Genomic DNA, 25,312 nt, shown 5'->3' with positions numbered 1-25,312 from the left:
AATAACAAAACGATACCGCAGGGTATCGTTTTGCATTAATAATCATTAACCGATGACACAAATAAAAAAGTTGCCACCGTAGTGGCAACTTAAGACATACCTGTCCTTACCTTAAAGAAAACTATTGTTTCACGATCTTATGTTGTTGTACTTTACCTGATTCTACGTATTGCACAATATAGGTGCCGGCTGGCAATGACTGCACATCTATTACCGTAAGGTCACCGGTAGTGGTTAGTTGCCTGATAAGACTACCACTGATATTGAGCAGTTTTACCGGTATGCCCTGCGGCAGGTTTTTAATATACAGCTTGTGTTGTACAGGGTTTGGATACACCTGTACCAGCAAACCACCCGTTATTACTGCCGTTTCAATATTGGAATAGGTATAACTGCCATCTATATCCTCCATTTTCAGGCGGTAATATTGTGTACCCTTACCAACAGCCTGGTGTGTGAATGTATAAGTGTGTACACCTGCTGTATTCTCAGCCTGTATCGTACCAACAGTAACAAACCGCACACCATCTGTACTATGTTCTATTATAAACTGCCTGGTGTTAACCTCCTGCGTTGTTTTCCATTGTAATAATACACTGGCTGGTTGTGCAACGGCCTTAAAGCTCAGCAGTTGTAAAGGCAGGGCGCTGCCGGAGCCGCTGGTAATGGTAAAGGGTGAGAAGCTGGTAAAGCCTGTCTGCGTTTTTGTGAACTGGCCATTTGCTGCCAGCACAACTCCACCCAGGGTGCCCAGTTCCCATTTATTGGTATAATGTGCTGTCCTGGATTGCGGCCTGTCAAAGCCGGGCAGTTCATGTGTATCGCTCCAGTAGAAAGTAGCAGCTACATTACTACCGCCCGCTACCTGCTCATTGATATACCAGGTACGGTTCACATTCGCCACCCTTACCGTATCACCCGAATAACCACGTTGTAATACATAAGGCACTACACGCACGCTGAAGTTATCCTGTGTACCCGTATTATTTAGTTCCACAAAGTTTGGACTGGATAACGCAGTACCTACCGGGTAGGTATTGATGGCCTGGTTATTTACCAGTGTCAGCTTACCGGCTCCGTTGGTTACAATGAAATGAGCCGCATCCGTGTTCAGGATATTACCGTTCACCGTCAGGTCATAATCACCCAGTACCAGTTTACCGCCGATCCATCCCGGCAATTGTTCGGGCAGGCCCTGTTTCATATCCAGGTCACCGGCAACGATCATGTTGCTGCGTAATGGCATTACATTATCAAATGGTAATACGGCATCATTGTTCAGGGTATTATATTCTACCGGCGAACAATTATAGATCTGTGCCAGTACTGTTCCCTTCGCAGCATCAATCCGGATACTGCGGGTAACGATCCTGGAATCGCCCGGTGCTATGGAAGTAAACGCAACACTATCTATTGCTATAACCGCACTATCCTGGTCGTGAATGGTAAACCTTACCCAACCGCTGGCAGGCTGCGTACCATTGTTTTTAATATGGTAGCTTACTGCCACTATATCGCCTGCTACAAAGCCGGAAGGATTAAAACGAATAGGATTAACAGCTATCGGTGCAATATCCGGTGCATCACCCACGATGATGGTCCTGGTGGCTTCGTTATTCGTTTCTATTTCTTCATCTACCAGGTTCAGCGGGTCTGCTATCAGGCGCAGGGTTTTTATACCCTCTGTATTGAAGGCATACCCTACTGTAGCGGCTACCGTTGTATCTCTTCCCGGCTGCAACGCATTAATGGGAACATCTGCACCTATTACCATATTCTCAGCCATAAACCGTAACGCAGTGGGTACCGATGGCTTGCCACCACTATTACGTACCGTACCAACAATGGTAAAGGTTTGGTTAGGGTTGGGGTTAAGGCTGCTGGGCGATATATATTGCGATAATACTTCCAGATCAGCTTTACTATCCACTACCCGTATATAGAAGTCCCCTTCATTATTGGCCTCATCACTTTCACAGATCACATTGGCCGTATCGGTTATTACCCGCACCACATAGTTGCCCGGCGTACTGAACTCATAGTTAAAGGAGCCATAAGCCACATAGGCTGCGCCTGCTTTAATTACCGGGATCACACCATTACCGATCGGGTTACCGTTTAATGTGTATTTTACCGGCACCTGGTTAATATCGCGGATGCCCATATTACGCACTGCAGGGAAGAACTGGTTCATGGTATTTACCCTTACCACCACTGGTCTGCCGGCTGAGCCAGCTTCATGCGGCAGTATCAATGGGGTAATATCTGATGCCAGTTGTTTTGTTCCCGTATTATTTGTTTCATCCGACTCGGCAACCGCTGACAGCGCATCGGCCACTACTGTGATCAGACCGCCGCAAAGGTCAGCTGCATTGTTTACGGTGAATGTAGCAGATTCCACGGTTAATGAATCATTACTTCCTACAGTTGTCACCAGTATCGGTGTTCCTATCTGGTTACCACCCAGGCTAAACCGTACATGGAATGCACCGGTCAGTTTGCCTTTATTTCGGATAACGGCGCTGACCCTGGTAGAGCCACCTGATGACACATCACTGTTCACCAGTTGAATTTCGCCGACACTTAAATCAGGAGCCGGTACCACCATGGTAAAGATGGCCACATTATTATCTTCATTCTCTTCGTTAACTGCGCCATCATAATCGGTCACAATTTTAATAATATGCGTACCCGGTGTTATAGCAGGATCGGTATAGGTTAATGTGTTATACGATTTACCGTTCACACCTGACTGGTTATAGGTCCTGATCAGTGTAGCTGTACCATTAGGTATAGAGTCGTATACCCTGACAGTATGGGCACCTGCATCCGGACAGTTCATGTTCACATTATTGAAACGGAAGGATACCATATCGGTCTGTACAAAAGACTGGATGTTCAGGTCCGGCAGATTAGGTAAAGGCGTAATAGGCAAACTTCCCGTAGCTGTATGATTGGTCCGTACACCATGATAGAAGTTATCAGGTATCTGTAAATACTCTACATAGGTATAAGTTAATACAGCCGATACATTTACCGGGGTGGTAGACGTTAACGGTACCTGGTATGGCACAATCACTTCCTCACCCGGTGACCTGGAGCCATCGGCACTGGTAATGGTTTCAACCAGTACACCATCTACATATATCCGTAATACACTGTTTATGATTTCATCCCATGAGCTCCAGAAATTGCTGAGATTTCTTTCGCGGTATTTCAGTTTGATATTAATTCCTGCATTATTACCTACCGTATTATCACAGCCATTGGTGGTGCCTGTAGCCACTACTCCACCTTGTGAAGGTTGTGGTACCGGAGGCAGGCATTCATCAGGAGCCGGGCACGGCAAGGCCATAATATACAAGGTGCTGCTGCCTGTCAATGTATAATCGGTAACAGTAGCTTTATATTCAAAGTTACCGCCACAGGTTACACCACTGAGTACATAACTGAAGTTACCGTTAACATCGGTAGTGGTAGTAATAAGCTGTCCGCCGGCTTCAATAGTAACCGTAGCACCGGCTACATTGGTAGCGGTTGAGGTGCCGTCGTATTTAGCTTTACCATTAAAGATCACCACTAATTGCGGACATTTTTGTATGGTTGCCTGTACTTCCACATCAATTTTACCAGGCATAGGCGGATTACCCACAATTACCGGCCTGATGGCATAGTTATTTAAAGGGTTGATATCGCCAATAGTGTTCAGGCTGTCCACCCATACTTTAATAGGATAAAAACCTTCTTCCGCAAAGTTCAGCGTTTGCGTAATAGTTGCAGTAGTGTTAGCACCTATAGCCGGTAATACCAGGTCCATTAACGGGATAGTATCCCTGTACAGACGAACCGGTACATTGGTTGCCGGCACTGCCGTGCTGTTGGTGATACGTGCCGTAAGTGTAAATGCCTGCCCTGGTAAAGGATTAGGGTTACTAAAGCTGATATCATTGGCAAAGAGGCGCAGATCGATCTGGTCATTCGTTACCACGGGGCCTGTTTTATAAGCTGTTCCCGTACCGGTGGCCAGGTTACCATTCTGATCATAAGCGGTAAATTTATAACCTGCCTGGCTGGTCAGTTGCTGGTGGTTAAATGTATAGGTATACACTACACCGGTAATATAATCGGTACTGCTGCCTTCGGCCTGCATCACAAATTCGCCTTCGTTGATATCATTATAGGTTTGATTACCGTTCAGGTCAATGCTCACTTTAGGATAACCGGCCTGCGGCGGCAGGTTATTGGCGGAGCGGTATAACACTTTGTATACATAATCACCGGCCTGGCCAACAAACGGCGCCACGCCATTGGTGGCTGTATATGGTGCTGCGGTAATATAATCAACAACCGGAGGCGCACCGGGACTATAGCCCGCACCCTGTAACTGGGTAGTGATCTCTGCTACGCCCGCTGTAGAAGCAATAAGCCGTAACTGGGCCTGGTAAACCGATACGGCCGCAGGTGTAAATGTTACATTAAAGCTTTGGCTGGCTCCGGCAGCTATTACGGTACCGGCTGTAAAGGATGGCGCAAAGGCAGTATTGGTACTGGTTATATTTTGCAGCGTTATAGCTGTATTACCGGTATTGGTAATATTAAACGCGAAGGTACCTGTATTGCCTAAAGCTATATTACCGTAGTTGTGACCGGCAGCCGGGGTTAAAGCCCAGGAGCTTACCGCAGCAATACCCGAACCGTTTAATACGGTTTTATATTTGCCCGAACTTGTCTCCAGCACAATAGAATCTATAGCCTGGCTTACCGCTACAGGCGTGAATGTTATATCAATAGTTGTACTGCTGTTGGCAGGCAGGCTGACCGGTGCTGTTGTTGCAGTAGCAAAAGCCCCATTGATGGTAATACTATTAATCGTTTGCGCCGAACTGCTGTTGTTTTGTACTGTAACGGACATCGTTTTGGAGGCACCTATCACTACGTCATTATAGTGCAGAGTATCCGGTGTCATTGACAGGAGATCAGTAATGAATTTTGCATGATTAACAATACTCCATTTACCATCGACACTTAATGTACGTACAAACAAATGATGTTCGCCATTGGTTAACCCGTTGGTGCTTACTGTTACCGGTATATCCTGTACATCAGTAGCAGCCGTTAAGGCAATAGCCGTTCCGTTACCAAAGCCGGGGTCGGTATCAATAAAGTATTCTGCTTTCAATAAGTTAGTAACTGCCGGTGGCGCCTGTGGATACGCATAATCATTGTTTACTTCAAAATCGCGGAAGCTTACTATGCTCCATCGGCCTTCACTACTTTTGGTACGGATATAAATCCTGTGTACACCCTGGCTTAGCCCGCTGGTATTGGCAGCAACATTTATATCGGCCACCTGTAGTCCGGGCGTGATAGTAATAGCATTACCCAGGCCAAAGCCTGGATCGGTATCAATAAAATATTCGGCGGCCACCACATTTTCCGCAGCTACAGGCGCAGCAGGATAAGGAACACCGGCTTCCACTAAAAACTCCCTGTAACTCACAATTCCCCAGGAACCAGCCGTGTTTTTTACACGTATGTACATACGATGGGTACCCATGCTTAAACCGGTTGTGTTAACAGCTACCTCTAGGTCAGTAACATTCAATACACCGCTAATACTGATCGGCTGGCCCTTTCCTAAACCTGGATCCGTATCGATGAAGTACTCCGCTAATGCCAGGTTACCGGCAGGTGTAAGTGCTGTGGGGTAATCGGGATTAAAGTCTACGACAAATTCACGGTAAGCCACAATACTCCATTTACCTTCGGCACTTTTGGTACGCAGGTATAAACGGTGTGTGCCGTTGGTTTGCCCGGCCGTGTTGACCGTTATATTTAAGGTTGAAATATCGAGGGCTGTCGTAATACTGATAGGTGTAGCGTTTCCTGCACCGGGATCTGTATCAATAAAATACTCCGCAGCTACTACCTGTTGGGGTGGAGCCGCTACAGTGGTATAGGGAAAATCACTATCATATAAAAAAGGCCTTACCGAAACGATACTCCAGTTACCATCAGCATTTCTAACCCTGATGTACAGGCTGTGGCCACCGTTTTGCAGACCGCTTACATTGACGTTCAGAGACTGTGCAGCAATGTCTACCCCTGGAGTGATGGTAAGAGGAGTACCCCTGCCCAGACCAGGATCATTATCAATAAAATACTCCGCAGCATTGATCACCTGCGGGGCAGATGGCGGAACCGGGTAGGCCGGGTCCTGCGCATAAGTAAAAAGTATACTTAGCAGCAGTAAAAATGAAAGTATATATTTTTTCATTGTTTATACTTTATGGTTGCCAGCGATCGAAAGCAGCGAACATTCATAGGTGACAGATCATAGTTAACAGTTAACCGTTATTGGTTAATTGCCAACTACCACGCACCCATTGTCAATTGTCCACTGTCAATTGCCACTATCGGAACAACCCATGATAATAACAGTATTACTGTTATTAGTTATTGTTACGTGTGCTAAGTGTAATATTCATTGTAGCGGAACCTGAGGGAATGGATGTAGGCACCGATAAAGTATAAATAGTTGGAATGGCAGGGATACCGGAAAGCCTGTAAGGATCCGTAGCACCGAATGCGCCACAGTCCGGACTTACCACGGTACCTACCGTTAAGCCGGCACCTTTTGCGGGTGAAGAGGACGGGATCATTACATTCATATCCGGGCTGGTAGTATTGACATGTGCCCCATATACATTATCCGAACTCTGACCAACCAGGTTATTGGAGGCAGTGGCAGGTAAAGAAGGGTTACCTGTAAAAATATTATTTTTCACCGTACTGTTGGTAAACACCAGGGCACCGTTTGTACCAAAGATATTATTGGCCACGTAACAGTTTACAATGGTACTACCCGCCCCAGCACCGTAAATACTATTGTTTCTTACAATATTATTACTACCGGTTAATTGGGTAAGATTAATAGCGGCCCAGAAATCATAAAAAATATTATTCTCACAGGTAAAGTCGGCTATTGACACGGCGCCTCCATTATTACTGATACTGCAACTCAAAAAAAAGTTTTTCTTAACTGTCACTTTATTATTGTTACCTGCTTCAAAAAGAAGCGTCCCCACAAAAAGATTTCTTTCCAGCGTTAAATTAAAATCGGCCGCAGATCCGCTGAGGTTGAGACCTGAAAAGATAATTCCCGCAAAATAGCTGCCATTAGCCCCCTCGCCGATTCTGAAGAAAGCCAGCTGGCTGGCATCCTTTGTTTCCTGGAGGCCACTGTTACCGGGATAGGTAGTATTAGCAGGGTTTAAAAAATATCCAACGCCCAATACCACCAGGCGTTTGGTTAAAGTAATACTATTGGTGGCATATACGTTTGCGCTGGGCTCAATATACAGCGTATCGCCATTGGCCACTGCGGCTGCCTGGGCAGCATCGTAAAAAGTAGTAAAATCGGCTTGTACGCCTACATTGTTGTTTATCCGCCAGCTTTTAGCTTGGCTTGCAGTGTAAGTAAAAATAGTCAGGGTAAGAAGGACAAGATATTTCATAACGTTAATTTTAGGGTTTAAAAATAAGTCCGGGGCAGGCATCGCCGCATCCCCCAAAAAGAGGATTTTTTTGAAACCCGCTAAAAATCATGGAAAAAGGGGAGTAACTTAAGTAGCGATAATCAGGTTATTTGTATAAGACATTAAAGCGTGAAAATCAATCACCAGGCAGTTAACCGCCACCGAAGCTGTCCTAAAAAATGAAGAACAGGCAAGAGCAAGATTAGTAAAAGACCCGCATGATGGCCTGGGTGGCATGCTGTCAGGCATTAAATACTCTTTTCAAAACATGAAAGGCAATTTAATTATAACACCTGAAAATGTTCAGGCTTTTGAACGCAGCATGGACATGCTGGATAACTCAATAAAAGAAATGCAGCGGGTGGCCCATGATATGATGCCGGAGACGCTGGTGAACTTTGGACTGGATACGGCGTTGAAAGACTTTTGTGATACTATTAACCAGGGTGGGGCACTGTCAATTACCTACCAGTCAATTGACATGCAACAGGTGGTTGTTAACCAAACTACCGCCATTACTATTTACCGGATTGTACAGGAGCTGGTGAATAATATTATTAAACATGCTTCCGCCCGGTCAGCCCTGGTACAATTAAGCAATGAGCATAACACCATCAATATTACCGTGGAAGACGATGGAAAAGGATTTAACAAAGAGCTTTTAAACCCTGCACGCGGCATAGGCTGGAGTAATATTTTAAACCGGGTTGATTTTTTAAACGGAAAAGCGGATATTGTATCGGAACCGGGAAAAGGAACATCCGTAAATATAGGGTTACAGTATACCCCCGGGTAAAACATTAAATATTTTTCATGGCCAGCATCAGCGTGTTTATTATTGACGATCATTATATGGTTATTGAAGGTATCCGGTCCCTGTTATTGAACGAGCCGGGTATTGAGTGGCAGGGGCATGCTACTACTGCGGCATCGGCGCTGGCTTACCTGAAACAAAACACACCACCTGATATTATTTTAATGGATATTAACCTGCCCGATAAAAGCGGGATAGACCTTTGCAAGGAAGTAAAACAAGCCTACCCTGCTTCTTTCATTATAGGACTGAGTACTTTTAACCAGCAAAGTTTTGTACAAAAAATGCTGGACAACGGCGCTTCCGGGTATATTTTAAAGAATGCTGACAAGGAAGAGATCGTTGATGCCATTCAACTGGTGATCAAAGGCAAAACCTATTTAAGCCATGAAGCGGCACAATCACTGAAAGGCAACCCTGATAACCAGATCATCCTTACCCGGAGAGAAAAGGAAATATTAGAACTCATAGCCGAAGGATTGACCAATAATGAAATTGCACAACAGCTATTTATCAGCATTTCTACAGTAGATACCCACCGGAAAAATTTGCTAACCAAGTTTGATACCAAGAATACGGCTTCGCTGGTGAAGAAGGCGATTCAGTTACAACTTATTTCACTCTGACCATTACGTCTTCTTCCGTAAATAAAGAAAGGGAGCATAGACATGCCCCCCTTTACACATGAGAAAACAAAAATTATTATAGCAAACTTTTGTTTTTTATTTGCCTGCTTTATTGATCTTCAGTAACAGGTATTCCAGGTGCAAACGCGTATCGCCGCTGCTGGCAGGAATTAACTGTTGAATGCGTTTCCTTGATTCCAGTAACCATTGGTAATAAATATGACTGATATTACCGCCATCAGCTTTAATACGAGGTAAAAATTCAAATCCACTTATTTCTCCCGCCGAACTACCTAATAAGGACAACAATGCCGGACTGCATTGTACCGTTTCGTGTTGCAGGCTGTATTTATTGGCCATATGATCCATCAGTAACAACTGTTGTTCGTATTGTTCGAGGTCGGCAAATGACAGCGTATTAACAACGGGGCCTTTTTTAACTTCTGACCCGGTAATTAAAATATCCACAAGAGCTGACTGCATACCCTGGATAGCACTACGGTTCATTTTAGTTTTGGAATTACTCCATACATATTGAAATACATCCGCTATAGCTTCGGACCTGGTATAACCGTCCTTTTCATTTTTAGACTCACTTAAGGTTGTTTGAAGAGCCACCAAGCGAACCAGGTAAGGAAACAGTGTTCTCCGTATATACTCATCGGCCTGGCCATGAAAATTATTGATATTACGTTGTACCACAGGTAAGGCCATCCAGTCAAGACTATCCAGTGATTGTAACAAAAATTGTAAAGATTCTTTCTGCACGGCTTTAGGTACCGGGCGATAGGCCGGATAGGGATCACCTTCATATTTTTCGTACTGGTAGTAACCACCGATATTATGTACCACATGCATCCAGTACCAGTAATACTGTATGTTCACTACATAAAAGGCCAGGTTATTCCTGAAGTCAAAATTCTCATCTCCCGCTTTCCCCCATTTATCAGCATTCTTCATAATGTAGCGCAGGTTATTGATCGCATACCGTGTAGACTTTACCTGGTCATCACCCAGGTCCTCCGTGAGGGCACTGGGATCTAGATTACCGTTGAGCTGTTGTTTGCCGTAACGGTAATAAGGATCGGGCATACGACTGGTTATTTTTTTATCCAGTACCGCTACTTCTGCTTCGGGGGTGGCAGCGGAATAAACAGGTGCATATAACCAGTCAATAGCATAGTAATCGTACACACCTAATAAAGGAGGTGTCATTTTTACGCCTTTTTCCAGGTCGCCGGGCTGGGCCACAAAGTTAAAACGGGCATAATCCATAATTGAAGGCGTAGTACCATATTTCCGGGTAAAGGCAGGTGATCTTAAAGAATCAACCGGGTAGGCAGAGCTGGCAGCCATATTATGCATCAGCCCCAGCGTATGTCCTATTTCGTGCGCTGATACATAACGCAATGCTTCAGCTATAAGCGCAACCGGTACTTTCTTTTGTAAAACTTCGGGGTTGGCGCCACCCATCTGTACCGCCATCCAGTCGCTCAAAATATCCACCAGGCCGTGATATACATATACAGAAGCATAGAGTATTTCACCTGAACGCGGATCTACCCAGCTTGGCCCCATGGCATTCTGGGTAAGATTAGGCGCATATTTAATACAGTTGAAGCGGATATTATTAGGATCGAATGTACTATCATGCTGAGGATACATTTTTACTTCAATGGCATCTTTAAACCCGATCTTTTCAAAAGCCATATTCCAGTCCAGTACACCTTTGCGTATAGGCTCTATCCAGGTAGCAGGAAATTTATTATCCAGGTAAAACACGATAGGCTTTAAAGGTTTTACCAATTCACCTCTTGCATGAGCCGCTTTATCCGCAGGCTCCAGGCGCCAGCGGTTGGCAAAGAATATTTCTTTTACAGCATCCTGCTTCGGATCATATTGTACAAATTTTGTCGGGAATATACCGATCCTTGGATCATTATACCGGGGAACACCAGGCTTTTCCGGTAATAGTAACATGGACCTTTTGGTTAATACAGTTACGGGCATATTCTCCGCCACTGAAAATCCAAAAAAGGTTTTATTTACCAGGTAGGTCAAATAGGCCGATACCGATACATTATCCTCAAATGCCATTATTTCGTGCAGTACAGTGCCCTCCGATTTAAAACTGGAGTTACGTCCCGCCAAACCACCTACCGGCATAAAGGGGTCCATGTTCGGACTGCCACTTAAAAATAAACTGCTGATATCAAATAACACTGCCAGGCTATCGGGTGTATAAGCCAAAACGGGGTAAGCACCAATTACGGGATCAGCATAGCTTTTACGTAATGCTTCCTGGATATTAACATCTTCACTACGCACTGAGAAATCGGAGCGGCGTAAATAGATGGTACTATCTGTTATGGTAAAATGAACGGCCAGCGGATCTTTTGCCTGTTCACCTGCAGCCACTTCCTCAATATGACTGGTCTGTTCTGCCACAGAACCCAATAAAAAATGCCTTTTAAAAAGCTTTACAGGAAATTCAAAATAAACCTTACCATTCATTTTATGCAGGGTAATGGTCCCTTTCTTTGTTTCAAATTTCTTTCCTTTAAAGAAGGTTTCGTATTTGCTTTTTTGCTTTGCCGTATCTTTCTGCGCATGCAGGGCAGCGCATATCAACAACACAGTTAGAAGAAGACAGCCTTGTCTGATATTTCTATTCATCTCCCCTATTTTAATATTTTATTTACTTGGTGTAATAACAACTGGTAATGTTGTGCTGTTTCTTTATCGCTGGTGGAAGTAGCTACTGTTTTTAACAGGGACTGGATTTGTTTTAACAGTCCGTAATACACCGGTTCCAGGGCCGGCATCAGGTTAAACTGTACGTTCATATAACCAAACCCGCTTACAGGAATATTATTACCGCCTACCTGTGTATGCGTATCCACTGCACAAGCTGCTATATCTTGCACATCCTGCCGGAACTGAACCACCGGTAATCCCTGGTTTATCGCTATCGCATCAGCCGTTCCTGCTGCACCCGTGCCCAGTTTTGTTTCTTTGGCAACGGCCGCTACAAATGCTTTCTGCATTTGCATTTGCGTGGCTGTGAGTTTTTTCCTTTGTTTGGTGGGTTTCCAGAAAGCCTCGTACAGGTCATCCAATACATCTTTGGGCGTATATGGATCTTTTTCATCTGAACGTACAGCGCCCAACTGTACCCTGGCAGGCAATTGTAATAAGGTGCTCACCATATTATTACGCAGAGCTACCAATGGCGTACCGGTAATGGTCATGTTCTTTAGTAAAGATTCCGGTTCCAGCCAGCTGTTGTCTTCCAGTTCTGTTAAAATAAATTGCAGGGCTTCTTGCTGTTTTTTACGACTGATCACTTTGTAGTGCACCACATCATCACCTTCATACTTTTCATTTACCTGGATGCCGCCAACATTGGTCAGCACATGATTCAGATAACGGATATATTGTCCACGGGCCTGCGCCAGGATGGTTTCGCGGTAGCTGTAATCCTTATCATTCGCTTTCACCCAATCGTTTACATTGGCCAATACATATTTCAGGTTCTTTATACCATAGGTAGACGCTTTTATCGCATCATCTCCAAGATCCTCCGTTTGTGTACGGGGATCAAAAGAGGTCATGAACTCGTTACCGAAACGATAACGTACATCTCCCGATTTTGCCCTTACCATTGCTTCCAGCGTACGCTTTTCACTGTCAGCCGTTACCTGGGCGGGATCAAAGTATTTATAGTTCCATTCAATAGCATAATAATCATACACACCAAACTTAGGTGGTGATAAAACCACCCCTTTTTCTTTATCCCCAGGCTGTGCCACGTAATTGAAGCGGGCATAGTCCATAATGGAATAAGTGGTACCATATTTTTGTGTAAACGATGGCGAACGCAGTGAATCCACGGGTATTGCATTAGAAGCACCCATATTGTGCCGCAGCCCTAAACAATGCCCCAGTTCGTGCCGGATCACATATTGCAGTCCTTCCAGCTTTTTGCTTTCGGGTAATATGGTATTACGCACGCTGGCATCAGCGGGAGAGGTTTGAATGAACATCCAGTTATTCAACAGTTTTACGATATCGTGGAATACATATACGGATGCATTGATAATTTCGCCCGAACGCGGATCTACCCAGCTTGGCCCCATAGCATTGGCTACAGGAACCGGTGCATAACGGATACAGTTGAATTTAATATTATCCGGGTCAAATGTTGAATCGTTTACCGGGAAAGGTTTTGCGATCACTGCATTTTTAAAGCCGGCTTTTTCAAATGTTTCCTGCCAGTCTTCCACAGCCTGTTTGATCACCGGTTTCCAGCTTTGCGGAAAAGCATTGTCAATATAGAAAACGATGGGCTTAACGGGTTCTGATAATTGTCCGGCCTTGTAAGCTTCTTTATCTTTTGGCTCTAACAAAAAACGGTGTGCAAAGTAAACATCTTCTGTACGGTTGAGGTGTTCGCTCATCAACACCCTTTTGGAATTGAAGATGCCCACCCGCGGATCAGCGATCCTGGGCCTGGTGGGCATATCTGCCAAACGGATAATGGTACGGGTAACCGTTGCCGTTACCGGTATTTCCTTTGCAAATGTGCGGGTACCGGTACTATAGTTATTCTCATACGATAACTGTGATTTAATGATCAGGTTATCTTCAAATGATTTGAAAGAAGCGATGAACGACCTGTCTTTCTTAAAGCTGGGTGTAGATTTATACCCCATGGATGCATATACACTGAAAATACCAAAGGGTGATAACTCTTTCATATCACTGTTAAAAAAGTCGGTCACATCAATAACTGCAGACTGACCATCATTACCAAAGGCTTCCACCTTGAAGGTTTTAACAATAGCCCCCATATTGTTCAGCTTTAATGCCTGTGCAATATTATTATCAGGTGCATCTGCCAGGTACGAAATATTCATCTTCTTTAACAGGATGGTAGAGTCTACCAGGCTGAATTGTATAGGCATCGGCTCCTGTTTAGAGCCCACAATCCCCTCATAGTTGTCACTGATCTCGGAAATAGTAGAAGCCAGCAACATATCCACATTGAGCTGTGATGCCGGCACCTCCATGTAAACCTTATTCTTTACACTGTAAATATTGATAAACCCTTTAGACAGTTTATCATATTTACCTAACAGCTTATCAAAAGGTGTCAGCTTGGCCAGGCTATCTTTCCTGGCTTTATCTTTCGCTTCCAGCTCTTTTTTTTCCTTTTCAATACGCTGCTGCTCACGCTTTTTCTTACTTTGACCATAGCTATTGGTAACCCCTGTTAGCAATAAGCCGGTTAATAAAAAAAGACAAACAATTCGGGACTTTTTCATGTTGTATAATGTAAAACTTACTATTTACCGCAACACTATGGGTGATACGGGATAAACTAAAATTTAGTTGTCATTTATTTCTGAGGTACAACGGACAGTATTTTATCGAAGCCGGTGAAAGTTTTAATACCGGCGGCATTAATATTTCCGGCCCCCAGGTTGATCAATGGCAATAATCTTACTTTTCCTTCCGTGCCGTTATAGGTTGACAGAATTAATTGTTTATTATTGGTGCTGATATAAGACTCCTGGTTGGGATAACCATACTGGCGGTAAATATCCAAAGTAGTAATTGACTCGCCAGCGGGTACGGTATACCTTTCTTCCACTATGGGGGTTGAACCGGCAAAGATCACTGCGTAAATTTTATCAGCCGTAGCATAGAACATTACGTTCTGATCGTCCAGCATAACAAAATGTGTAGCGTTGTTTATACCCGGCGCAGCAGACAGGTCTATTTTTTTAACAGCCCTTGGTGCCACATAAGGTTCACCATATTCATTTACCCCTCCGTCAAAAACCAGTAATTCATATGCACCGCTGGTTTTATCTTTCAACAGGTGTAAAAAACCTCTATCCGCCGAAATTCCTGCAGCTACATTTACTTTACCAGGGTAATTACCTGCATTTACACCATTATATGTTTCGTTAGGAGAAAAATTCTGTGTTTTATCAGAAAAAGAAAAAGGACCTTGTATATAAGCAAACTTCCCGTTTTTCTCATCATAATAGTGTATCCTGAAAGCAGGGTCATAGGTAGATGTATTGCCGGAGTTGGCATTTAAAGCAATGATCTTTGGAACCGGTTGAGCATACAGAGATTGTACCCCTATTTTGGCGGCAGTAGCGAACCAGCCATAGTAGATCATATCATTACCCAGGTACACATCGTTCTGATAACAATAATAAAAAGTGCCGGGATTTAAAGTTGCAGGCGGTGTAACAAAAAGGTCATTTTTATCGCCCACGTATGAATAATTCAGCGTATTATACGCATACATATTATTCGCAGTTAAGGCATACACCCTGTTACCACCACGTACATTGGCAAAATACAGATCATGTACCAGGCCATTGATCCCAGAACCGTTTACGCTTGACAAAATATCCCGTTTTATTGAAACTTCTGAATAATTTGTTGTCACCTCCGGGCTCATGATATGTGAAAAATCCGTAGTGGCATTGTCTTTTGTAGTAGCAATAACCAGGCCCTCACCAATATTATTCAACACTGTCAGTTTCCAGTAATGAATGGCCTGCAGTTTTGTATCGACATTGGTTACATACAATTTTAAGGTATGATAATAGGTGCCGGTATTCGGTGTAAAGCCCACTTCATAACTTAATTGTTCCGAGTCATCAATCGTGATGAAGGAGGTATCCCTAGGATCAGGATTGATCATCCAGGTATAAGTAAACTTTGACTTATCGGCTCCATCATAGTTAATTTTAGGATCTAACTGTAAGGTATTAAACTGATAAACAGTTAAAGCCTCCCCCGCTGCATAACCAAAACTTAAGTCGGGCAATTTATCCGTTGCAAAGGAACTGTCATCTTTACGGCATGCGGCAAAGAAAGCGCATACAGCAAGTATTACAGACAGGGAAATTATAGTAATACGTTTCATGTATCTATCGTTTGTTAAGGTTGATTATTTTATTTTTTGTGGAACATATACTCTTGCTCTCTACTGCCTTACGGATAAAGGTTTTTATCCCAGTAAATTGGCACAATGGGCTGTCCCACAGCAGTTCCGTTATCATGCACCAGGATGTCGTTGGGATGATCTTTATTCCATTGTTTTACATAATTACCAAATTTTACACCTAATGCTTCTGCTCCACTTTGCTGTAACCCGCCATATATTGCTGCGGTAAATGTTGTCAACCCGGTTTGCTCAACGATCAATTTATACACTCTTGTGCTTGAGCTTGAACTAAAAAATATCCTGTAATAAGTCCAGCTGGGAATTACCACTTTATCGGACCACGTAATTGTATGTAACTGGCTTTCCACATTACCCGAACCCAGTTCAGCGGTACCTTTGATTTTTAATGCCAGCTTTACTTCATTGGTGGTTAAAGCCGGGGCATTCTTCAGTTTCACTTTTAGTACACCTTCAAACGCGCCTGCTTTTACCTCGCCACCCAGGATCTCGTACAGGTTTGCCGGTGCATTGGTCTGGTCGGCAATTATATCAGCACTGAAACTCCTGTCTTTATCGGCAGCATTGCCAATTATCCTTACCGGTATTTCATGTATTTTTTCCCCGGAACTATTACCCAGGAAAGTATACACACTGACAGTATTAATAAAATTAACTGCAGGTGAAGCGCTGAAAGAAAGCGGGTCGCTTTTTTTGCACGAAACCATGAGTATCGCTATAAAAAAAATATAGTTTAATTTTTGTCTCATAAAACGTTTTTTGAAAATTATTTCAATCAGTTGTTTTGTTATTGCACCCTGTTACCTAATTCCAGTTCATTTTGCGGATAAGGCAACATGTATAATTTATCATCGCCTTTAATGGTACTGGGCAGGCCACGGAAAGTATCAAAGCCATTTCTTTTGTAATAAAAGAACAGTTGCCCTTCTGCAGAAAAGTCTTTCTGGTACTCCTTTGTCAACTCCAGTTTTACCTGGTCTGCTGTTGCCGATTCCGGTATATCTTTCAGTATCCCCCTGCTTCTGCGTACTTCGTTGAGTAGCTGAATGGCTTTCTCCCGGTTATTGACCAACTCATATTCCGCCTCTATGTAATACATTTCTGACACCCGCATTACAGGTAAAAACTTATTGGACGTTTGGCCAGGCGCAGCCGCCAGCTTTACCGGTGTTCTACCGTTCCCATCCTGTACGAACTGTACGATCTGTCGTTTGTCAACAGCTCCCACCTGTGGGTCATTTAACTCGTAAATGGTATTAAAAGCAGTTTCGTCCACAAAGAGCGCATTATAATCTGCAGCAGATCCGCTTTTTAATGCGCCGGCCCATAAAGCCAAACTATATACTTCCAGGTGAAAAATATGTTCTGCAGCAAAGCTGCGGTCCGTACTACCTGAGTTATTGCTGTTGATTAATTTTGCCGTTCCATTATCAATTACCTCTCTTGCTGCCTGTGCCGCCTTTTGCAGATTGGCCGTTCCGCCCATCCAGGTATACACCCGTGCTTCCAAAGCCTTTACAGCATAATAGTTCATCCTGCTGTTCCGGTTATTATAAAAGCCATCTACATTCACACTTGTATAATAGTTGGCCGGACGTGAGGTATTGGGATAAATGGGGTCTTCGTGTAATAAAACAGTGGCCTCCTGGATATCTTTTAACAATAACGCAAAAGTTTCAGCATATGTTTTTTGCGGGGTTACCCCTTTACCATAAGTAGTTATATAAGGAATTGCCGGAAAGGAAGCAAGATCAGGACGTCCCTGGTAATTCTCATGACCATATAAACGTAAAAGATCGAAATGCAGGAAAGCACGCAAAGCCAGCAACTCTCCCTTTATGACTTTAAAATTGATAGGATTAAACACAGTTTGCTGTTTATCTATCTGGGTTAAAGCGTTATTGATACCGGCAATGGTTTTATACAGGTCCCAGAACATGTCCGTATACTTACGGGCTGCCTGATGCTGATAATTATAAGCCTGTAACTGAAAATAAATGGAAAGATTCACCATAGGCTTATACTGCTGCGCTAAAATATCTGTCGCAATATAGCTTTGCATAGCGCCATAGTTATTGTACTGACCCATACCAATATATACACCCATTAATGCATCTTTAAAACCACTTTCGTTGCTTAACAGGTCTTCTGATTTGATCTGGTTACTGGCCGTAACATCCAGGAATTTCTTGCAGGAGCTAAATCCGGCCAGGCATCCTGTTGCTAGTATATAGAAAAATATTTTTTTCATGTTCGTATTAATTTAGAAGGTAGCCGAAATAGATAATGACATGGTTCTTGAGAATGGGTAACTGGTACCTCTTTCAATTTGAATGGAACTGAATTTACCGATCTCGTTCATATTGAAGGCCACTTTCAATCTTTGCATCCCTAATTTCTTGATGGTTTTATCCTGGAACAGATAATACAGGTTCACAGCAGCTATATCCAGTTCATTCCGGTTCTGCACAAAACGGGTTGTAGCCCTTGTCACTTCCTGGAGGGAAGTAAACACCCCATCACCATCAGGATCATATGAAAACTGGCCCAGCTTTTTATAATACACATTCTGACCGGGTTGTGTCCACCTGCCGGTTAACACACGTTTATCTACATTATACAGCATGTTCACATTCTCTACACGGTCTACTAAAGTCTGGTTATATAACTGGCCACCGCCTAAATAACGGGCAGTAACATTTAAGCCCCAGCCTTTAATTTCGAGGTTTATACCAAAGGCTCCCTGGTATCTCGGGCGACTATAACCGGCGTTCACCATATTATTGGCATCCCAGATAGAAGTGGTCGTGCCATCAGGGTTTTGATAAATTTCTAAACCGGTTGCCGGATCAATACCTAAAGAAGGTACGGCCCAGATAGTATGCAGCGAGCCTCCTTCATAATACCTTTTTACCGGAACGCTGTTTCCTTTAAACGAAGCAGAATCGGTCATCTTATCATTATAAGCTTTCATGGCATCCGATAATGCCAGGATCTTATTCAGGTTGGTTTCTATACTACCATACACATTTACAAAATCTCTTCCTTTCTGGTAAACATTATAGGAAACATAGGCTTCTATACCTGTGTTTTGTACTTTTCCTAAGTTCTCATATACTGTATTGAAGCCGGTAGAAGGCACAACCGTAATAGGAGTAACCAGGTTTTCGGTATAACTGTTATAATAATCTACACGGCCGCTGAAACGTCCGATACGGATATCCAGACCGGCATTGTAATCCAGTTTATTTTCCCAGCGCAGATCAGGATTGCTTAAACTTACCAGGTAGGTACCGGGGAAACCCTGGTACAACGCATCGGGGTAATATTGATAGGTAGCAATGGATACATTGGTCATGAAATTAGGATTACCTGAAGTACCGACCGAACCTCTTACACGTAATTCATCCACAAAAGGAAGCGCACGTTTAACAGCCACTTCATTATGAAGATTATACCCTAAACCAAGGCTGTAAAATAATCCCCAGCGTTGGTTAGCACCAAACTGTGAAGAAGCACTGCCCCGGAAACTAAAGTCCGCTAAAAACCTTTCATCATAAGCATAGTTGGCAGCAAAAAAGCCACCGAGGTCACGTATAATGGAAGTCACACCGGTTGGCCTGCTGTTTAATGCATACCCACGGCCAAAAGTTATATCCTCCATCCTGTCACTGGAAAAACCTTCCACGCGGTGTATGATCTCATTGAATTTTCTTTCACTCACCGAAATACCGGCATTCGCACCCACTACACTACGGCCGAAAACATTACGGTAATTCACCGTTAAATCGCCGCTTACATAATTACTTTTACCGTTATTTAACTGGTAGGAGCCTTTTCTCAAACGACCTTCATCACTGGAGTATTCGGCTCCACCAAATTTGGTATGGTTAGACGGTTCAAAAGCATTTGCTTCGCTGGTTTTATTATCCACACCAAAACGTCCTACGATCCTGAACTGGTTGTTCAGCATCCATTCTATATAGAAGTTATTGGTGAAATTAAAATAACTGTTATCGTAACGGGTATTGGTAGTTGAGTTAAAGAAAGGATTAGTAACCCTAGATCCGTCATAAGGATTGATCTCAGCATAAAAAGGAATACTACCATCCTGGTTCTGGGCAGTCCAATAAGGGTTCATCCTTACATAATCATCAAAAGTGCCATAAGGAGATTCTACAGCCGTGTTAGAGGTAACGCTCATGATATTCCTGAACAGGAAGTTTCGCACCCTGTACGAAGCCGTCAGGTTACCTCCAACATTTCTACGGGAAGAACCTTTCATTACGCCCTGCACATCCCTGTAACTCAGGTCACCAATTACATTTAAACCCTGGTTACCCAGTTCAATACCCAATGTATGTTTATGCCCGATACCTTCACGCAGTGGTTTCGCGATCCAATCGGTGTTTAACCCTTCCAAAGCCAGCTTTCTGCGCTGATTATACACCTGTTGAAGAATGATGGATTGTTGTATATCATTCGTTTTATAAAACCCGTCCAACACCTCGGCATCCAGCTTTTCATGGGCATTAGCCAGGTTATAACTGGTTAAATCGGGCACCTCTATATCCAGGGCACCGTTATAATGAACAAACACACGGTTTCCTACCGATTTTTTTGTTTCCACTACTACCACTCCATTTGCCGCCCTGGCACCGTATACTGCTTTAGAAGCAGCGTCTTTTAAAATAGTGATCGACTCAATACGATTGATATCCAGGTCAAATATTCTTTCAATGCTTGCCTCAAAACCATCCAGGATGAATAAAGGCTCGTTAGGATTTTTAATATAGTTGCCTTTGATACCATCAACCGTTGTACCCAGGTTTTCAAATGTGGAAGTACCGCGTAACTGGATATTAGGCAGGGCATTGGGACTGGACCCCAAAGCAAAATTGTCCACGAACATAGAAGGCATCAGATTTTTTAATGCCTGGAAAACATTCGCATTACCTACTTTGCGTAATTCGTCGTTATTATAGGTTACAGCTGAGCCTGTATAAGTAGATTTTTTCCGGTTAAAGTAACCGACAGCAACCACTTCATTCAGATCCTCAGGTTTCAGCTGCAAGCGCACAATTAAATTAGCATTACTCTCGCTCACTTTTTCCTCCACGGTCTGGTAGCCGGCCATAGATATCTGTAATACGCTTGTGCCTCCCATGGTGATAATAAACTCACCCCTTTCATTGGTGGACACACCTACCTGTGAACCTTTTACAAATATATTAGCGCCAACCAATGGCTCACCGGTTTTAGCATCTACTATCCGGCCTCTGATCTCAATAGGTGGTAAAGGGGCTTCTGTAATTGTTTCTACTGTTTTTTTAACAGGAGGTGCCGGATATTTTTCTTTGATGGAAATGATCTTATCGCCTACCAGCTCCCAGGTAAGGTCCTGATCTTTAAAAATCAGGGCCAGTGCCTGTTGTAAGCTGACATTCCGGATAGATAAAGTAACAGGCTTGCTGCGCTGCATTAACTGGTCCTGGTATACCACGGCCAGACCTGTTTGTTTTTTTACCAGTTGTAGTACCTTTGATAAAGATTCTGATTTTACCTGCAGGCTGATCTGTCCGTAACTACGGGCGTTTACCTGTACACTTAATACCAGCAACAGGAACGCCATGTACTTTAACGATATCATTACCCGCTTCAAAGAGGGTTGAGCAGTTTTCCTTACAACGGCTTCCGCGGGTTTTCGTTGTAATGCTGCAGCAGCAAAAGAGAATTGTTGTTCCCGCATACCAGGAATAACTTTCTCACGAGCAGTTAGATGCATAGTTCAGTTTGAGTTTTAGTAATCATTGCCTTATTTATCAGTCACGTTGCTCCAAAGGGCTGCAACGTTTATCACGTATTTAAGGTGTATTAACGGTTAGCTTTTTTTAACACGCACTTTTCGCTTCTCCGCGTCTATTTCAAATTTCAAATCTTTATTCTCCAATACCTGTAATAACTCCCGCAGACTTACATTCCGGGAAATACCTTCACCCGTAAAACTTAAAGAAGCCGGAACTTCCGTTTCATACACTACGTCTATATCGTACCATCTTTCCACCTGGCGCATCAATGTTTTTAGATCCGCATGCCGGAAAGATTGCAGCCCGTTTTTCCAGGCCGTTACCAGTTCCACATCCACATTATTAGCCAGTGTTAAGCCGCCATCTTTTTTCTGGTTGCTTTGCTGTCCGGGTTTTAACAACATTTCTTTGTCGCCGGCTATTACCTGCACACTTCCTTCCAATAAAGTGGTTTGAACAGATGGTTCACCGTTATAATTCATCACATTGAAATGAGTGCCCAATACTTTTACATAAGCGTCGCCTGTATTTACCAGGAAAGGTTTTGTTTTATCCGGCGCTACTTCAAAATAAGCTTCGCCCTTTATGGTTACACTGCGCTCTGCTGTAATAAATGCAACCGGGTAGGTAATGGATGTTCCTGCATTTAACCATACCCTGCTGCCATCTGCCAGTGTCATGTCAATTACTTTGGAACCACGCGGGTTCACCAGCGTATTGTATTGCAGGGTTTTTACTTCATCGCTGGCACCTGCCTGGTAAGCGATCTGGCCATCAGCCAGTTTTACCAGTTGCATATTTCCTTCCTGTGCCAGGGCCCCGCTTCCGGCACTATCCAGGTAAACGGTTCGGCCATCGGACAGGGTGATCGTCGCCCTGTTTGTCTCCGGCGCTTTCAGATCGGGCAGTCGCAGCGCTATACCCGTTTCTTCTTTATCCTTATTTAAACCTGTTACCAGCCAGTAGCCGGTAACCGCCAATACCATAACTGCGGCTGCGGCCGTTAACCACTTACGTATGTTTTTTTGTTTTCCCGGGACCTGTAATAAAGGAATGCTTTGAGGTAATTCCTTTTTGTTAATTGCCGCTTTTAATCTCTCCACAGCCAGGTCGGTCAGCTTTTTATCTTCTGCCATTATAAAAGCAGGGTCCTGTACTTTTTCATCAATATACTGCGCCAGCAATTCCTGGTTTTCTTCCAGTTCGGTTAATTGTAAAAACAGCGCCAGCTTTTCTCCTGCCAGTTCTCCTGCTTCGTATAAGGCCAATAGTTGTTTAAATGATTCTGTCATGAAGGCATCGTTAATTTATCATTAAATAGACGGCTGCAATTATTAAAGACGCATGCCGGAATGGATACGCACGAAAAAAAACGGTTTATTTTGAAAATATTTTTCCGGCTTTTATTAAAAAGCCCGGGAAAAAATATTTTACTCTAGGTTAATGGGTGAATTACAAAAGGAGGGCCGGTTAAAAAAAAGCGATCAGGGCCGCCAGAATGGTTTCCGGTAAATAACCCTGGGCACGCAAAGCACTGCGTAACTGGTTTAAGATAATGCTAATAAGATTAGAGACGGTCCGGTCAGAAATTTGTAATACCTGGGCTATTTCTGCATGACTCATTCCCTCCTCACGGCTCATTTTATAGATATGCTGTTGTTTGGCAGGCAGTTTTGCAATCACCTCCCGGATGGCTTCCTGCAACCGGGCCGACTCCGCCTGCTCGATACCGGATAGTTTACCCGGCTGCAACACAGTTGTCTGTTGTACCTGTTTAATGATCTTCTGCTGTGTTTCTGTTTTTCGTAAAGCAGAAATAAGCATATTACGTAACACAATAAAGAGGTATTTATCAAAGGCCTCTATTTCTGTAAGCCGTTGCCGGTTATACCATAGTTTCAGAAAACACTCCTGTAAAATATCTTCCGCTTCTTCCGGAACAGTAAGGTAGGTGAGTGCAATAGTGTAGGCCTTATTGCGGTAATGACGATAGAGCCGTTCAAAAGCATCCTGGTTGCCTTCGGCTATCTGTAATAACAGTTCTTTTTCATTATATAACAATCCCTTTTCCAAGCAATAAAACAGCCGAAATTAATAAAAAAAATTATATAAACTTTCATGCTGGATTTACAGACGAGGCCATGATACAGGCTTTCCGGTAAGCAGGGAATGCCGTTGCACGATTACATTCTAACGAATGTTTGCAAGTATGTATACATTTAGTTATCCCTAAAATCTTCCAGTATTGCTTCAATTGTCTTAGCTCCATCATAGAAACCGGTCAGTTTACTGATCACCCCTTCCACCAATGCATCCGGACAGGAAGCGCCGCTGGTGATGAGCACGCGGACAGGCATTGTGCCAGGTAAATAGTTTTCAGTAAGCAGTTCCTCGTGGGTCCTGAAATTGCAATGTAATATTTGCTGAGAAGACAACAGCTTGCTCTCGCTGTTGACAAAATAGGTAGGCAATTTTTCTTCGCATAATTCTACCAGGTGCGAGGTATTGGAGGAGTTATACCCACCCACCACAATGGCCAGGTCGGCCGGTTGTTCCAATAAACCCATTACCGCACTCTGGTTATCGTTGGTAGCATAACACAGGGTATCACGGGTATCGGCAAAATGATTATTCACTTCACCGGGGGCCGGCTGGTAAGTAGCGATCATTACCTGTTTTAAATAATCGGCAATAGCCTGGGTATCGCTGGCCAGCATAGTGGTCTGGTTCACCACCCCTATTTTCTGTAAATGTTTGCTTACATCAAAGCCGGGAGAGTGTTGCCCCTTGAATTCTTCGTAAAACAAAGCGGCCGGCTTTTCGCCGGTAATATATCTGGCCAGGGCCTCGGTCTGGGCCATATCCTTTACCACCACCGAAGCCGCATTGGCGGCCGCATGTGAAAAAGTTGCCCTGGTTTCTTCATGCTTAGGTTTACCATGGATCACGATGGTGTAATCCTTTTTAGCAATGGACTCGCTGCGGTTCCATACCTTCTCTACAAAAGGGCAGGTAGTATTATATTTCTCGGTCTGTATACCAATGGCGTTTAACCGGGCTTCTATTTCTAAAGTAGTACCAAAAGCGGGGATGATTACCACATCATCGGCGGTCAGTTCATCGAAAGGGATCAGCTCCTTTCCATAAGTATCCTGCAAAAAGCGTACGCCCTTACTTTGCAGGTCAGCATTCACCTGGGGACTATGAATCATTTCACTTAACAGGAATATCCGTTTACCCGGGTTTTCATCAATGGTTTTAAACGCTATTTCAATAGCATTCTCCACCCCATAGCAAAAACCAAAATGCCGGGCCAGGTATACCTGCACGGGACCAAAGTCCAATAAGGTAGGTGAAAAGTCCTTCTTTAATTTGTCCTGCTCCTTGCGTTTCTTTTTTACGGCGGCAATCAGCGGACTACGGTATATAATTGGTACCTCAAATTGTTTCATGCTAATATTTGTACAGCTGTTTACCAATGGTAAACCATGCAAAAATAAGCATTCCTGCCGGGTTTTGCTATAAGGGGCTAA

General features: G+C 43.6%; 13 protein-coding genes. 2 read left to right on the top strand and 11 right to left on the bottom strand.

From position 1 onward, the window contains the following. Nucleotides 1-121: 121 nt before the first annotated feature. A complete protein-coding gene (locus ACFS6H_RS12005; protein WP_386098793.1) occupies nucleotides 122-6,277 on the bottom strand; it encodes a CARDB domain-containing protein in 6,156 nt (2,051 codons plus the stop codon). A gap of 175 nt (nucleotides 6,278-6,452) precedes the next feature. Then, the gene (locus tag ACFS6H_RS12000) at nucleotides 6,453-7,517 is read right to left on the bottom strand and encodes a hypothetical protein (protein ID WP_386098790.1); all 1,065 of its coding nucleotides are present in this window, start codon (nucleotides 7,515-7,517) and stop codon (nucleotides 6,453-6,455) included. 289 nt (nucleotides 7,518-7,806) lie between these two features. Here ACFS6H_RS12000 and ACFS6H_RS11995 point away from each other — a divergent pair, with 289 nt between their 5' ends. Further along, complete coding sequence (locus ACFS6H_RS11995; protein ID WP_386098787.1) at nucleotides 7,807-8,334, top strand: sensor histidine kinase; 528 nt, start codon at nucleotides 7,807-7,809, stop codon at nucleotides 8,332-8,334. 17 nt (nucleotides 8,335-8,351) lie between these two features. Further along, nucleotides 8,352-8,978 carry a response regulator gene (locus ACFS6H_RS11990; protein ID WP_386098784.1) on the top strand — a complete coding sequence of 209 codons (627 nt, stop codon included), beginning with the start codon at nucleotides 8,352-8,354 and terminating at the stop codon, nucleotides 8,976-8,978. Nucleotides 8,979-9,074: 96 nt separating this feature from the next. Here the strand turns inward: ACFS6H_RS11990 and ACFS6H_RS11985 are convergent, their stop codons facing one another. The 9 genes from ACFS6H_RS11985 to ACFS6H_RS11945 all read right to left on the bottom strand — a co-directional run bounded on the left by ACFS6H_RS11985 (nucleotide 9,075) and on the right by ACFS6H_RS11945 (nucleotide 25,231). Next, a complete protein-coding gene (locus ACFS6H_RS11985) occupies nucleotides 9,075-11,654 on the bottom strand; it encodes a zinc-dependent metalloprotease (RefSeq protein ID WP_386098781.1) in 2,580 nt (859 codons plus the stop codon). A 5-nt stretch (nucleotides 11,655-11,659) separates the two neighbouring features. Next, nucleotides 11,660-14,305, bottom strand: a complete 2,646-nt coding sequence (locus ACFS6H_RS11980; protein ID WP_386098778.1) for a zinc-dependent metalloprotease — start codon at nucleotides 14,303-14,305, stop codon at nucleotides 11,660-11,662. 74 nt (nucleotides 14,306-14,379) lie between these two features. Beyond that, nucleotides 14,380-15,933 carry a hypothetical protein gene (locus tag ACFS6H_RS11975; RefSeq protein ID WP_386098775.1) on the bottom strand — a complete coding sequence of 518 codons (1,554 nt, stop codon included), beginning with the start codon at nucleotides 15,931-15,933 and terminating at the stop codon, nucleotides 14,380-14,382. 68 nt (nucleotides 15,934-16,001) lie between these two features. Beyond that, the gene (locus ACFS6H_RS11970; RefSeq protein ID WP_386098772.1) at nucleotides 16,002-16,721 is read right to left on the bottom strand and encodes a DUF4843 domain-containing protein; all 720 of its coding nucleotides are present in this window, start codon (nucleotides 16,719-16,721) and stop codon (nucleotides 16,002-16,004) included. 38 nt (nucleotides 16,722-16,759) lie between these two features. Next, entirely contained in the window at nucleotides 16,760-18,223 is a 1,464-nt protein-coding gene (locus ACFS6H_RS11965; RefSeq protein WP_386098769.1) for a RagB/SusD family nutrient uptake outer membrane protein, read from the bottom strand. A gap of 12 nt (nucleotides 18,224-18,235) precedes the next feature. Further along, the gene (locus tag ACFS6H_RS11960; RefSeq protein WP_386098766.1) at nucleotides 18,236-21,757 is read right to left on the bottom strand and encodes a SusC/RagA family TonB-linked outer membrane protein; all 3,522 of its coding nucleotides are present in this window, start codon (nucleotides 21,755-21,757) and stop codon (nucleotides 18,236-18,238) included. Between the two features lie 96 nt (nucleotides 21,758-21,853). After that, nucleotides 21,854-23,071, bottom strand: coding sequence for a FecR family protein (locus ACFS6H_RS11955; RefSeq protein WP_386098763.1), 1,218 nt, complete (start codon nucleotides 23,069-23,071; stop codon nucleotides 21,854-21,856). A gap of 178 nt (nucleotides 23,072-23,249) precedes the next feature. Next, nucleotides 23,250-23,852, bottom strand: coding sequence for an RNA polymerase sigma factor (locus ACFS6H_RS11950; RefSeq protein WP_386098760.1), 603 nt, complete (start codon nucleotides 23,850-23,852; stop codon nucleotides 23,250-23,252). Between the two features lie 146 nt (nucleotides 23,853-23,998). Then, on the bottom strand, nucleotides 23,999-25,231 hold the full coding sequence (locus ACFS6H_RS11945; protein WP_386098757.1) for a 4-hydroxy-3-methylbut-2-enyl diphosphate reductase: 1,233 nt from the start codon (nucleotides 25,229-25,231) through the stop codon (nucleotides 23,999-24,001). Nucleotides 25,232-25,312 lie beyond the last annotated feature (81 nt).

This window comes from Terrimonas rubra (genome assembly GCF_042686025.1).
GTDB lineage: Bacteria > Bacteroidota > Bacteroidia > Chitinophagales > Chitinophagaceae > Terrimonas > Terrimonas rubra.
Note: the sequence above shows the minus strand (reverse complement) of the source record. Positions and strands in the feature narration are given on the sequence as shown.